At 40.2% G+C, this 13,528-nt stretch carries 17 protein-coding genes; 9 read left to right on the top strand and 8 right to left on the bottom strand.

The window, feature by feature from the left end:
• The first annotated feature begins 91 nt into the window (after positions 1-91).
• From F903_RS14865 to F903_RS14890, 6 genes are all read left to right on the top strand, one after another.
• Positions 92-640: a TetR/AcrR family transcriptional regulator gene (locus F903_RS14865; RefSeq protein WP_005198259.1), complete on the top strand. Its 549-nt coding sequence runs from the start codon at positions 92-94 to the stop codon at positions 638-640.
• A gap of 13 nt (positions 641-653) precedes the next feature.
• Positions 654-2,309 carry an MFS transporter gene (locus F903_RS14870; protein WP_005198261.1) on the top strand — a complete coding sequence of 552 codons (1,656 nt, stop codon included), beginning with the start codon at positions 654-656 and terminating at the stop codon, positions 2,307-2,309.
• 120 nt (positions 2,310-2,429) lie between these two features.
• Positions 2,430-3,494 carry an HlyD family secretion protein gene (locus F903_RS14875; RefSeq protein WP_416202031.1) on the top strand — a complete coding sequence of 355 codons (1,065 nt, stop codon included), beginning with the start codon at positions 2,430-2,432 and terminating at the stop codon, positions 3,492-3,494.
• Positions 3,495-3,592: 98 nt separating this feature from the next.
• On the top strand, positions 3,593-3,835 hold the full coding sequence (locus F903_RS14880; protein WP_005198275.1) for a type II toxin-antitoxin system ParD family antitoxin: 243 nt from the start codon (positions 3,593-3,595) through the stop codon (positions 3,833-3,835).
• Positions 3,828-4,121, top strand: a complete 294-nt coding sequence (locus F903_RS14885) for a type II toxin-antitoxin system RelE/ParE family toxin (RefSeq protein ID WP_005198276.1) — start codon at positions 3,828-3,830, stop codon at positions 4,119-4,121. Before F903_RS14880 ends, F903_RS14885 begins: the two co-directional genes overlap by 8 nt.
• An 85-nt stretch (positions 4,122-4,206) precedes the next feature.
• Positions 4,207-5,082 (top strand): 1-aminocyclopropane-1-carboxylate deaminase/D-cysteine desulfhydrase, encoded by an 876-nt coding sequence (locus F903_RS14890; RefSeq protein WP_005198278.1) that lies wholly within the window; start codon positions 4,207-4,209, stop codon positions 5,080-5,082.
• 29 nt (positions 5,083-5,111) lie between these two features.
• Here the strand turns inward: F903_RS14890 and F903_RS14895 are convergent, their stop codons facing one another.
• Positions 5,112-5,477 carry a DUF4870 family protein gene (locus tag F903_RS14895; RefSeq protein WP_005198280.1) on the bottom strand — a complete coding sequence of 122 codons (366 nt, stop codon included), beginning with the start codon at positions 5,475-5,477 and terminating at the stop codon, positions 5,112-5,114.
• A gap of 131 nt (positions 5,478-5,608) precedes the next feature.
• Between F903_RS14895 and F903_RS14900 the strand changes: the two genes are divergently transcribed.
• Positions 5,609-6,811: a BaiN/RdsA family NAD(P)/FAD-dependent oxidoreductase gene (locus F903_RS14900; protein WP_171065252.1), complete on the top strand. Its 1,203-nt coding sequence runs from the start codon at positions 5,609-5,611 to the stop codon at positions 6,809-6,811.
• 33 nt (positions 6,812-6,844) lie between these two features.
• On the opposite strand, the gene F903_RS16735 is transcribed toward F903_RS14900, so the two are convergent.
• The 3 genes from F903_RS16735 to F903_RS14910 form a co-directional block, all read right to left on the bottom strand.
• On the bottom strand, positions 6,845-7,021 hold the full coding sequence (locus F903_RS16735) for a hypothetical protein (RefSeq protein ID WP_004669876.1): 177 nt from the start codon (positions 7,019-7,021) through the stop codon (positions 6,845-6,847).
• Between the two features lie 95 nt (positions 7,022-7,116).
• Positions 7,117-8,679, bottom strand: coding sequence for a mechanosensitive ion channel (locus F903_RS14905; protein WP_005198285.1), 1,563 nt, complete (start codon positions 8,677-8,679; stop codon positions 7,117-7,119).
• 237 nt (positions 8,680-8,916) lie between these two features.
• Positions 8,917-9,117: a hypothetical protein gene (locus F903_RS14910; RefSeq protein ID WP_004669874.1), complete on the bottom strand. Its 201-nt coding sequence runs from the start codon at positions 9,115-9,117 to the stop codon at positions 8,917-8,919.
• Between the two features lie 208 nt (positions 9,118-9,325).
• Between F903_RS14910 and F903_RS14915 the strand changes: the two genes are divergently transcribed.
• A complete protein-coding gene (locus tag F903_RS14915) occupies positions 9,326-9,748 on the top strand; it encodes a hypothetical protein (RefSeq protein WP_004669873.1) in 423 nt (140 codons plus the stop codon).
• A gap of 87 nt (positions 9,749-9,835) precedes the next feature.
• Here the strand turns inward: F903_RS14915 and F903_RS14920 are convergent, their stop codons facing one another.
• Complete coding sequence (locus F903_RS14920; RefSeq protein WP_004669872.1) at positions 9,836-10,597, bottom strand: ferredoxin--NADP reductase; 762 nt, start codon at positions 10,595-10,597, stop codon at positions 9,836-9,838.
• A gap of 112 nt (positions 10,598-10,709) precedes the next feature.
• On the opposite strand from F903_RS14920, the gene gigC reads away from it, so the two are divergent.
• Positions 10,710-11,594 (top strand): LysR family transcriptional regulator GigC, encoded by an 885-nt coding sequence (gene gigC / locus F903_RS14925; protein ID WP_005198287.1) that lies wholly within the window; start codon positions 10,710-10,712, stop codon positions 11,592-11,594.
• Positions 11,595-11,604: 10 nt separating this feature from the next.
• Here gigC and F903_RS14930 read toward each other — a convergent pair whose 3' ends face one another.
• The 3 genes from F903_RS14930 to upp form a co-directional block, all read right to left on the bottom strand.
• Positions 11,605-12,312, bottom strand: a complete 708-nt coding sequence (locus F903_RS14930) for a cold shock domain-containing protein (RefSeq protein WP_005198289.1) — start codon at positions 12,310-12,312, stop codon at positions 11,605-11,607.
• 116 nt (positions 12,313-12,428) lie between these two features.
• On the bottom strand, positions 12,429-12,719 hold the full coding sequence (locus tag F903_RS14935) for a cold shock domain-containing protein (RefSeq protein WP_004669869.1): 291 nt from the start codon (positions 12,717-12,719) through the stop codon (positions 12,429-12,431).
• A gap of 119 nt (positions 12,720-12,838) precedes the next feature.
• Complete coding sequence (gene upp / locus F903_RS14940) at positions 12,839-13,474, bottom strand: uracil phosphoribosyltransferase (RefSeq protein ID WP_004669868.1); 636 nt, start codon at positions 13,472-13,474, stop codon at positions 12,839-12,841.
• Between the last annotated feature and the right edge of the window lie 54 nt (positions 13,475-13,528).

Consider the following 13,528-nt stretch of genomic DNA (forward strand, 5'->3'; position numbering starts at 1 on the left):
ACTGAACTAAAACAAAAATCAAAATGACTTAAATTTACTTCGGACAAAAATGTCCGTTAAATATAATGTAAATACTCCATGAACTTCAAACATGCTAAATCGCCAACAACAGGCAGCCCATAACCGTGATGAGCTACTCAATGCCGCAGAGGAAATTTTCCGAACGCAAGGCATACATGCGCCGTTACAAGCGATTATTGATCATGCTGGTGTTGGACGTGCTACGTTTTATCGTAATTTTGCTGATCGCAAAGCATTAATCATTGCGCTACTCGAACAAGCCATCATTCGTTTAGAACAAAGAGCGCAAGCTTTACTTGAATTTGATGATGGTTTCATTCGCTTGATTGAAGGTCATATTGAACAGCTCCCTCATCTGATTGTACTGATTGATTACTGGCGTATCATTGATCGCCAAGACCCAATCATGCTAAACATTTATGCACGGCGAGATAAAGCATTACAACCACTCATTGATCGAGCCATACAACATCATTTATGCCGCCCAGATCTAACAACACAAGATTTTGCCATGATTGCGGCGATTTTAGGGTCTTCATTTCAAGGTCATAACGCATCAGAACAAGTTCGACTAGCAAAGCGAGCCATACAATTATTATTAAACGGTATTAAAATTTAGTTCGAGGCATAAAATGGATAAAACGCCTCGTTATCTTGAGACTCCTCCAGATTGGTCACCTGACGAGCGCCCAACGCTACCAGGCTCGCCTGCCGCTATTGCACATGCCACACCGAAACGCTTTGCATATTTTATTATTGGTTTATTTATCTGCATCGCTGCGAGCTTGAGTAATGGATTTATTATCGCTAATTTACCAATTTTCCAAGGTGAATATGCTTTAACTCCCTCTCAAACCGCATGGCTACCTGCGGCTTATGTGATGGCAAACGTTAGCTCGAACTTGATTTTATTCAAAGCCCGTCAACAATATGGATTGCGTTTATTTTCAGAAATTGGATTATTGGTTTTTATTGGTGTTCTGATCTTACATCTCTTTGTAAAAACCTATGAAATGGCGTTATTTGTTCGGTTTATTGCAGGTTTAGCCGCAGCACCGTTAAGTTCGCTAGGGATGTACTACACCATGCAAGCCTTTGGTAAGGCTGATATGGCAAAAGGGATTTATCTCGCTTTCGGCTTTCAGCAACTCGGCTTGCCTTTGGCATGGATTATTTCTCCATTTCTACTGAGTGCCAATCAATGGGATGTGATTTACACTTTTGAACTCGGTTTGGCTATTTGTTGTTTTGCCATGGTCGTCGCACTCAAACTACCTCGTAGCTTGCGTTTAGAGGTTTTTGAAAAACAAGATTTTTTTACTTTTGCGCTGTTGGCTCCCGGTTTTGCTTGTTTATGTATCGTGTTAACACAAGGTCCAATTCTGTGGTGGTTCAATAGCCCGTGGTTGGCCTATACCTTGATCATTGGCTTTTGTTTGATTGTTTTGGGTCTAACCTATGAGCATTATCGTCGTAATCCACTGATTATGACGCGTTGGCTCGCAACGGGTGATTTACTCGGTTTTATCATTAGTGCTTTTGCTTTACGGCTACTCATGTCCGAACAAAGTTATGCTGCTGTTAATTTTCTAAAAACAATGGGCATGGGTCCTGACCAATTTGTGCCACTCTATGGCGTTATCTTTTGTGGAACAATTGCGGGTTCTGTATTTAGCGCACTCACCTTTCATAAAGATCGTTTGATCTTAAATCTGTTCCTTGCAGAAATTCTGATTTTTATTGCATGCATACTCGACTATCACCTGACCAGTGATGTTCGACCAGCGAATTTCTATCGAAGTCAATTCTTGGTGAGTTTTGCAGGTGGTGTATTTATTGGTCCATTATTGTTGATGGGATTTTTACGCACTTTACAACGTGGTCCGCAGTACGTCGTGACCTTTATCGTACTATTCACCGCCACTCAAAACTTTGGTGGTCTGGTTGGTTCATCATTCTTCAACACTTATCAACAACGTCATACCTACGATTACAAGGTCGAAATCAATCGCAGTTTAGACCCCACAGACCCATTGGTTGCGCAACGCTTACAGAGCTATCAACACAGTGCCATGATCAATACTACTGATCCCGTATTACAGAATAAGCAAGCGATGCAAAACTTGAATCAAGTGGTAACGCGTGAAGCTCAGGTCCGTGCTTATAACGACGTCATTATACTCAATGGCATCTTTGCTGTTATTTTATTCGTATGGGGCTTATTTAAGTATATGCGTGACAAATACATCGCGCGAAAAAAGATAGAAACGGCCAATTCACCTACTTGAACATTTGATTGAGAAAAGATTATGTCCGAAGAACAAGATAAACCGAAAAATGAGCTGCCCCAAAGTAGTGAGCCAAAACAGCCCACTACACCAGTAGAAGCGCCAGACACTGTGGCACAAATGCCGCCGCCTCCACCACCTGCGAGTAAACTCATCAAAACTAAAAGCTCAACACTATGGTGGATGTTAGTGGTCTTATTGGTGGGGATTATTATCATTTTATGGGCATGGCGAATCGGTCCTTTTCACACCGCGATTGAACAAACGGACAATAGCTATGTCAAAGGCAAAACCACGATTTTGTCCTCACAAATCAATGGCTATATCAAAGATGTACTGGTTAAAGATTTTGATCAGGTGAAACAAGGTCAAGTACTGATGCATATTGATGCGACAACCTATGATCAGAAAGTCACACAAGCCGTTTCAGGGGTCGAGCAAGCACAGAATAGCCTCGCCAATCAAACTCAAGCCATCGCCCAACGCCAAGCCGATGTTGTCGCAACTCAGGCAAAACTGGAGCAAGTCAAAGCACAATATGATTTATCTATTGCACAATTGAGACGTTATCAACAACTGGGCAATAGTGGTGCTGCTTCCAAATCAGAACAAGACAAAGCGGCGGCTGATGCACAAAACAATCTTGCACTGCTCAAGCAAGCTGAAGCTAATATTTTAGTGGCTCAAGAAGCATTGAAAACAGCTCAAGTTGCGCAGATGGGTTTAAAAGCACAAGTAAATAGTGCACAAGCTCAGCTTGACCAAGCCAATACGACGAAGGATTACAGTACCATCGAAGCACCATTGGATGGTCAGTTAGGCGAAGTCAATCCTCGTGTGGGTCAATACGTCGCGGCAGGCACCCAATTGCTTTATTTAATCCCAAAGCAAACATGGGTGATTGCAAATTTTAAAGAAACTCAGATCGCCAATATGAAAATTGGACAAAAAGCCACTTTCACTGTCGATGCAATGAATCATCAAAAGTTTACGGGGCATGTTGAGCAAATCTCACCTGCCGCAGGTTCAGAGTTCAGTGTATTGAAAGCAGATAATGCGACGGGTAATTTTACCAAAGTGGTGCAACGTATTGCTGTTCGTATCGCTATTGATCCGAATCAAAAAGGCATAGAGAACTTACGTCCAGGTACGTCAGTGGTGACCTCAGTGGATACCGACTCTTAAACATGAATACGTTTAGATGATTAGCGAATACCTATCACTTGATGTGATTGCTTAACATGTTAAGATAGTGTTATCTATTAACACAGAAGAACAGTGACATGGCGAGAACGACGAGTATTACCATCGGTGCTGAATTAGATGATTTTGTTGCGCAACTGATCACAACTGGGCGATATGGTTCGACCAGTGAAGTGGTACGTTCCGCTTTACGATTATTAGAACGCCAAGAAAATCAAAATATTGCCCTAAAACAAGCAATTGAAGCAGGTGAACGAAGTGGGGAAAGCCATCTTTCTTTACAGGATATTGCAACTCAAATAAAACAAAAACATCATGTATAAGCTGTCTCATCTCGCTGTAGAAGATTTCACAGCAATCTACGAATATACCTTACTTAATTTTGGTGTCATTCAGGCAGATAAATATACAGAGCATTTAGAAAGCACCTTACAGCTTCTGTCCACTTCTCCTCTTATAGGTTATGAATGCCTCGAAATAGCCAGTGGCATTCGTCGACATGATCACCAACACCACGCTATTTTTTACCGCAAGCGTGAACAGGATATTTTGGTGATTCGCATCCTTCATCAACAAATGAATCATATAAAACATTTCTTTGAGCTTTAGATCATTCATTCATCTAATACAAAAATGCCCCTTCCAAGTACGATGCTGCTGAGATAGGTTTTCAGATTTACTTAGGCTATTTTATATGTTTGATCACATTGCTTTTCCGACACCTTATCAGACATTAGCACAGCCCTATCCTGTTCAACTGACCATCAAACGTCTTGATCTGATTCATCCTCAAATTTCAGGCAATAAATTTTTTAAACTCAAATACAATTTATTGGCTGCTCAACAACAAGGCTTAAAACAAGTGCTCACTTTTGGTGGAGCATACTCAAATCATATTGCTGCGACCGCTTATGCAGCACAACATTTTGGTTTTGATAGTATTGGCATCATTCGAGGTGAAGAGTTAGCCTCACAACGCTTAAATCCAACATTAGAAACAGCACAAGATTTTGGTATGCAACTACATTTTGTCAGTCGTGCTGAGTATCGTTTGCGCCATGAAACTGAATACTTAGCACAGTTACAGCAACAATATCCTCAAGCTCTGATTATTCCTGAAGGTGGAACCAATATCCTTGCCATTCAAGGTACGCGGGAAATTCTATCTGCCGATGACTTAGCAAATTATGATGTAATTTGCTGTGCAGTGGGGACAGGAGGAACGATTGCAGGCCTCATCGAAAGCAGTACTGATCTTCAACATGTCTTAGGTTTTTCTGCGTTAAAAGGAGATTTTTTGAAACAAGACATTCAGAAATGGACAGATAAAAATAATTGGTCGCTTACCGATGCTTATTGTTGTGGCGGCTACGCGAAAACCACACCTGAGCTACTACAATTTATGCAGCAATTTGAAGAACAATATAATATTCCTCTAGAACAAATATATACCGCTAAAATGATGCTGGGTGTATTTGATTTAATTCAACAAAATCAATTCCCTGCACATACTCGAATTTTGGTGATTCATACAGGTGGTTTACAAGGTAAATTAAAAGCTATCAACTGATAGCTTTTGTCATCGCTTTCACGTTGCCATTAAAACCAACCATCGCCAATTGGCTTGTTATCATTGAATACAATAAGTCCTTTCACAATACGATAAATAAACCAAATCGTCGCTGCCAATAGAATTGGAATGCCAATCAGGATAAAAGACAACACAAATCCAATCACACCTGCAATCAAAGTGACCCAAAAGGTTTTTATTTGCCATTCAAAATGACTAGCAAGCCATGTCCCTTGTACTTCATCACGTTTGATATAATTCATAATGATTGCGGCAATACTGGTTAAGCCAACAATGATGCTCACAGCATATAATACATAAATAATGAGTGTATATTGTTTCAATTGATCTTGGTTTTCTGGCTGATTATGACCTAAAATTGTTTTATCATTCATTATATTGCCCTCTTATTTAAAGTTATGTTTATAACATACCTTGCAATAAAAACATTTTTTCTAGTCAAGCACTCTACATATTAAAATTTGTTTAAATCTTTTATAATCGCCCGCTTTTCGTCTATCGAGTTATGTCCATGGTTCATCAAGTTGATGTGGTTGTTTTAGGTGCTGGTGCATCAGGCTTGATGTTGGCTGCTGAGGCTGCAAAACGTGGACGATCGGTTGTAGTATTGGAAAAAGCCAATAAAGTCGGTAAAAAGATTTTAATGTCAGGTGGTGGTAAATGTAACTTCACCAACCTAGATGTTGAACCTAAAAACTTTCTTTCTGAAAACCCACACTTCGTTATTTCTGCCCTATCACGCTACACCAATTGGGATTTCGTCGGTTTGGTTTGTGAGTATGGCATCGAATATGAAGAGCGCAAACATGGACAACTTTTCACCACAAAAGGTGCAAAAGAGATTTTGGAAATGTTGCTTGCAGAATGTGCAAAAACCAAACAAGTCGACATTGAAACGCATTGTGAGGTTCAAAGTGTGAAGGCACAAAAAGAATCTGGCTTTGTTATCGACACCAATCAAGGTACCTTTCAATGTGAATCCTTAGTTGTTGCGACAGGTGGATTATCCATTCCAACCTTAGGCGGTTCAGGTTTTGGTTATGAACTTGCACAACAATTCGGTCATCACGTCTTCCCAACTCGCGCAGGGTTAGTTCCATTTACTTTTTCAGATCAGTTTAAAGAAGTGACCACTCGCTTAAGCGGTAATGCCTTAGATGCAAGTTTGAGCAATGATCGCCATCAATTCACTGAAGCATTGCTATTTACCCATCGCGGTTTAAGTGGGCCAAGCTCATTACAGCTCTCAAATTACTGGCAGGTCGGTGAACGCTTTAATATTGATTTCTTTCCGAGCCAAGACTTCACACAATTTTTCAAAGATAAGAAAAAAACACAGCCTAAAGTTTTACTACGTACCCTACTTAATGAATTCACCGCAAAAAGTATCGTACTTGAATTACAACAATTGATTTGGGCTGAGCAAAGCGAGACGGCGATTGGCAATATCAGTGATCTACAACTTGAGCAAATCGCAGCACAATTGCATGCATTTTCAGTCAAGCCTTCTGGAACTGAAGGTTATCGCACAGCCGAAGTCACCCTCGGTGGTGTAGATACAAGCGAAGTCTCATCGAAAACCATGGAAAGTAAAAAACAGAAAGGCTTATATTTTATTGGTGAGGTGCTTGATGTAACGGGACACTTGGGAGGATATAACTTCCAATGGGCATGGTCATCAGCACAAGCTGCCGCCCAATTTGTTTAAACCACGACATCAATCGAGAGCTGGCTCAGAACTTCAACGATGCTCGGAAGTCTTTTCTGCTTCTGAAGAAGATGCCTTGCGTGCGTTTGAGCTTGATTGTTCTTTTTCAGCATTTGATTTCGCAAAGACAAATTTATAAGCACTCGCCAAAAAACCTACAGTGATCCCTGCAATAATAATCGGCGCGAATACTCGATTTGGCTTCTTCATTTCATTCTCCTATAAATTTTTTTATTCATATATAAGTAAAACGACCACTCGCTAAGAGTGGTCGAATTGGCAAAAAAAATCAAAGATTATTTTTTCTATTCATCCGAATGTGGTGGAGATGGCGGTGTCGGTTGAACAGTATTAGGTGAAACAGTCTCATTTTTATGCAAAGGATTTGGTTGTTTCGCATCAGCTTTTGCTTTATCGAGCAAATCACCAAGTAAACGTTCAGCGGGTTGACGACCACCCAATCCGAATGCCAGTGCAAATGCAACAGCGACCGAACCAAGCGTTAAACCGAATGCCAAATTCACAATCGAGTCTGCAATGCCCATTGCTTTTAAGCCCATTGCAATGACTAAGCCCATAATCAAGATACGAACGAGCGTACCCAACCAGCGTGAACAATTATATTCACCACGCTGCACGACATTTGCAACGACATTTGCCAGCCAGAAACCGATCACCAAAATCACAGCACCAAGTAAGATACTTGCACCAAACTGGATGAACATGGCGATGAGTACACTCACCTGTTCCAATCCAAGTCGATTTGCGGCTTCTGATACCGCAAATAACATAGTAAAGAAGACGATCAAATAGCCAACCACATCAGAAACACGTGTTTGTCCAAGGAAACGCTGCACATCCAGCTTCATTGGAACTTCATCAACACCAGCCCCTGAAATGAGTTCAGCAACTAAACGTCCGACAAAACGAGAAACCACGTATGCAACAATTAAAATCAATATCGCTGCAATGATTTGTGGTATCGCCAACATAATGTCATTGAGCATTGCTGTTGCAGGTTGAGAAATTGCATCTACCCCTAATGCCTCAAATGCAATGATCAATGTCGTAATCATGATCACAGCAAAAACAAAAGAGCCTAAAAATTTACCAACACTTGAATTTTTAAATAATCCCACTTTTTCAGCTTGTGCTTGTAGACCCACACTACTGACCAAGCCTTCCACAATTCCACGAACGATTTTTGCAAGAATATAGCCTACAAAAATGATTACACCAGTAATAAACAGACTTGGTAAATAAGCAATTGCTTCGTTCACCATGTTCTGCACAGGAATCAATAAACCGGTTAAACCCAAGATAGATAAAACAATTGGTAAGAAAAGTAATAAAATTAACCAGTATATAATTTCACCAATATTACTACTGAGCGAACCGACACCGACCTCGCCACTTAGCTTTTCATCAAGCTCAGTTCGTGCAAGTACACGGGTGATGCCTGTTCGTACTAAACTGGCAATAAGCCAACCCAGTCCACCAACAACAATCGCGGCGATAAGATGCGGTATAAACAGTAAGACACTGCCCACCATATTACTAAACGGATCGCTAATACTATTGATATTGAGCACGTTTAATGCCCCAACAACAGCAAGAATCATAATGAACCAAAATACAATTTTGGAAACAATACCCTCAATATTCGGTGTACTGCCTGTCGCAGATGACAATCTATTATTGGTATCAAGTTTTTGCAGTAATTTCTTTACACCTGCCGCAATGAGCAATGCAATAATCCACCCGATTAGCAGGATCGCAATTGCAGCTAAAATCGGCTGAAATTGATCCCAATAATACATTGCATCGAATCCTCCACGTTGGGAGGGATCTCTAAAAAATTCATTCATGTTGTTATCCTTATGTCATGTCGTGTTTTTACATTTTGTACGATCCAATCATGATCACTTTATAAGCAAGCACATAGTGTATGGATGCTTTAACCTTAGTTTTTGTCTATTTCCCAATCAATGAACCGCATCACTAATACAACAAAAAGTATGTAATAGTTTGCAAAAAGCCCCTTGATTTATACCAAAGGGCTTTGGTTACTCAACTATTCATCGAATATGGTCTTAAATGATGCTCTACGCATTCAGTAGCAACGACTGCACATAAGGCATAATTACCTGTGCAGTTGGTTTGGCTGAATGATCAGCGAGCATAAACACAAGCAGCGCGATCAGAAATATACCAACAATAATGAGCATATAGACAGGTAGTTTCCGTTTACGCGCTGTATCTTCCTTACTTTCTACATGTGGTTTTGGCTTACTAAAATCATGCATCGCAGCTAGCCCTCTTGTTATTACTTATTTGACTTTCATCTTAGCAGTACGCAATGTTGCATTGTGTGAAGAAACATCGGACTATCGTTGTCTTGTTTGCAGAACTCTACTTTTTATTGTTTGACGTTTTGTTTAAAATATATGCGATTTTAGAATGCGATAAAAATAAGCTATAATAGTTCTCCTCGTTTCTTTAATATTCTGCTTTATGTCCTATAGCCAACAGCGCGTTTCTCTTGAATTAGACACTGATGTCACGCATCAATGCTTTTTGCACCATACACGCGATGAACATTTGATTGGAATTATTGAGTTCAATAAGCCAAGCTATATCCTAAAATGGGGGGATTTGGAATATTTTCGACGTCGAACAGAAGAACTTTCGGTAATGCCATTGCCTGATTGTATCAATGCGATGATTGTTGATATTCGCAATGTACTGCCTTTCTTAGATAATGAAGTTCCAATTTTGCCGTGGCGCTTATTGGAAGAGGATTGCCCTGTACGATTGGTCGTCCCACAAGATCGTTTAGAGCATTATACGGGGATTTTCGAACCGACTTGGCTCTCTACAGATGTTGAGACCGCAATTCAAGAAATCCGCGAATTTATGGATATGTTTGTTCATTAACAATATATCCTCTCCCACTCTTGTACACTGCTTCCGTCGCCCTCTAGCGCCGCTACAATCGCCTTGCGGAGCTACAATCGCTCCTCATTACCAATAATTCTCTACCGCAATATTTCCCACACCACGCCGATTCATAATGAGACCACGCTGCTTTAATGCTTCTTTGGTGTCATCGACCATTTGTGGGTTACCACATAACATCACATGACTGCTGGCAGGATTGAATGACAGCCCTACAGCCTTTTCTAAGTCACCATTTGCAATCAGTATTGGCAAACGATCATGTAAAGCTGCATTTGGATCGCGAGTGATAATCGGCACAAATTTAAACCCAGAATGTCCCTCACCAAACAGTTCCGCAATCTCCTGAATACGCTCGATATACGCCAACTCAGACTCAGTTCGGACACTGTAAACCAAGGTGATTTGCTGATATTTATTCCATGTTTCAAAGTCTTGCAACATAGAAAGAAATGGCGCTAAACCTGTTCCCGTCGCTAACAACCATAAATCTTGTGGCAATGGCTGTTGATAGCGAGCCAGTGTTAGATACCCATAAGATATTTTTTCTAGATAAAGTTCATCACCGACTTTTAGATGTTGTAAGTTCGAGGTAAATGCCCCATCGGGTACCACAATCGAAAAGAACTCTAAGGTTTCATCATATGGCGAAGACACCACGGAATACGCACGAATGACTAGCTCATCACCGACCATTAAACCAATCCGAGCAAACTGCCCTGCGGTAAATTTAAAGTGTGCTGGTCGAGTCATCGTGAAACTAAAAAGGTTGCTGGTCCAACGCTGTACCGATAAAACTTTTTCTACGCTAAATTTTTCAATTGACATGATTTGAACGTGGCACGAAACAGTGCGCTCATGGTAGCATGATCTGATTATTGATGAATACTCTAGGGTCTGTTAAATGTGACGAGACCCTCAACACGTTAAGGCTTTTAACATGCGCATGACATTACGCCAATTGGCAGTTTTCGTGGCGGTCGCTCAAGAGGGAACGGTAACCAAAGCCAGTGATGCTGTCCGACTCACACAAAGTGCGGCGAGCATGGCTTTAGCTGATTTAGAAGACGGTCTCGGCGCACCTTTATTTGACCGTTTAGGCAAACGATTACAACTCAATGATTTAGGAAGATTTTTACTTCCACAAGCTTTGGAAATATTAGGTCGCTGTGAATCCTTTGAACAAGCAGCGAAGGGCGAACTACAAAGCATTGATTTACGCTTAGGCGCTACCCTGACCATCAGTGATTATTTAATGCCTGATCTCATGGCAGATTTTTTAAAGCGTCACCCACAAGCTCATCTACAACTACAAGTGGGTAATACACGCCAAATGATTGAAGCTGTGAATCAGTTTCAGCTCGATCTAGCGTTAATTGAAGGTTCTTGTCATTTACCATCACTGCAATGCATTCATTGGCGTAATGATGAATTAGCCGTGTGTTGTTCACCTGATCATCCCTTGGCCCAGTTAAATCGTCCAATCACGCAAGCAGATTTTCTTGATGTCGAATGGATTTTACGTGAAGAAGGCTCAGGCACACGCGAAGTGTTTGATAATGCAATCTTGCAAGACTTACCCGATGCCAATATTCGTTTAACCCTCGGTCACAACGAAGCGATTTTAAAAATCGTTGCGGGTGGTTTAGGGATGTCGTGTATTTCTAAACTTGCGATTGAACCATTGCTTGAAAAAGGTCAATTGGTTATTTTAGACACGCCATATTGGCAATTGACACGTCCACTCTACATGCTGGTACATCGTCAAAAATATCAAGGACCTGGCTTAAAAGCTTTTTTACAGTTCTGCGAAAATCAGACTTGATCTAATCTTGTTATCGTCCAAATTGCCGTTCACATGGAATGCCATCACCACCGCCATCCATTTCGGTATTTGGACAATTCCTTAAAAAGAATACAGCCTCTTCATAAGATCTCATTTGAGAACAATGTTTACATCCATCACAGCTAAATTCGCTGTTCACTGTGTTTGTTTGTGCCGATTGATGATTTTGAGTTAGATCATTATTATTTCCCAAGGACATTAGTGCTTTCTGCGATTTTTCTGTGAACTTTACTTCTGGTAAATTCCCTATCGCTTTTCGTTGTTCTTCAATAATTCTCTTTTGCTCTTCAATAAGCTGAGCTGTTTTTATTTTTTGCGATTGTTGATAGGATTGATATTTTTTAAAGACTAACCCCGTTAATATCGAGATCACAATCAATCCCACTATCATAAAAGTTATCCCGTTCTTATTTGATTGAGAATAAGCTCGAGCCACTAACTTCTGAGCTGGCTCATTTTGAACAGTTGAATTGCCTAACGCTGTAGTCTTTAAATCTAAGCGAACGATATTTACAGCTTTATACTTCCCCTTATCCTCAACAATGAGAAACTTGAGCCTCTCTCCAAGTTTTGGCTCTCCAGCAGCTTGGGGGAAATCAGTAACGTGGAAGAAAATATCCGATTGATTTCCGTCTACTTCAATAAAACCAAAGCCACGTTCGGCATTATATTTTTTAATTTGTCCCTCAAGAAACATCATTAACACTCTATTTTTATAGTGACTATATTCTAATAAAAAATGAGGCTAAAAAGCCTCTTTTATCAGTATATTCAAAACGAAGTCTGAACCGATCAGCACAAAAAACTAAATCATTAGCGTCGAAAATTTGACAACAAATCTGTTGTGATCGATTCATTATGCGCCAGTATTTTAGTTTTTCTAGTTTTGGCAGGATTTGGATCAACGCGCTCAATTTTTGTGGCTTTATATTTTCCATCATTTTCAATTACCACAAATTTCACTTTTTCATTTCTTTTCGGCTCACCGTCTGTTGGATATTCTGAAATATGAAAAAACACATCTCCTTCAGCCGTTGCAATAAAGCCAAACCCTTTGTCTGGATTGTATTGTTTAATTTTTCCTTGATAGAACTCTTGCTTCATTAACTTCACCCTATTCTTTAAACGCTATTAGTCACAGTATATATAAAAAAAGAGACCGTTGATCCGCCCACAAAATTTTTACGGGTGAATGCAGCCTCTTTTTATCTGTATTTCAAAAATTAATCTTTTTGAACACTACCAAAAATCTTGTCACCTGCATCGCCCAAACCAGGAACGATATAGCCTTCTGCATTTAACCCTTGGTCAATCGAAGCCGTATACATACGCACATCAGGATGCGCCGCTTCAACCTTTGCAACACCTTCAGGTGCAGCCACTAAGACCATGACACGAATATCTTTACAGCCGCTTGCTTTTAAGACATCAATTGCAGCAATCAAAGAATTTCCTGTTGCAAGCATTGGATCAATGATCATTGCCAAACGATTAGCAACATCTGGCACTAACTTTTTATAATAGGTACGAACTTCTAACGTTTCATCGTCACGCTCTAAACCCAATACACTCACTTTTGCGCTTGGGATCAGATTAAGTACGCCTTCCAGCATCCCAATACCTGCACGTAAAATCGGAACAATGGTAATTTTCTTTCCTGCGATACGTTGTGTTGATACTGTTCCTGCCCACCCATCAATATCATGATCAACCACAGGTAAATCTTTGGTTGCTTCATAAGTCAATAACATCGTGACTTCTTGCGCCAATTCGCGAAAGTTCTTGGTACTAATGTCTGAACGACGCAATAAACCAAGTTTATGGCGAATAAGTGGATGACGAATTTCTTGAATGGACACAAGCAAATACCTAATTCATATTAATCTCTGACTATTATAAAGTGTTTTTTTACT

This window comes from Acinetobacter sp. NIPH 298 (genome assembly GCF_000369505.1).
GTDB lineage: Bacteria > Pseudomonadota > Gammaproteobacteria > Pseudomonadales > Moraxellaceae > Acinetobacter.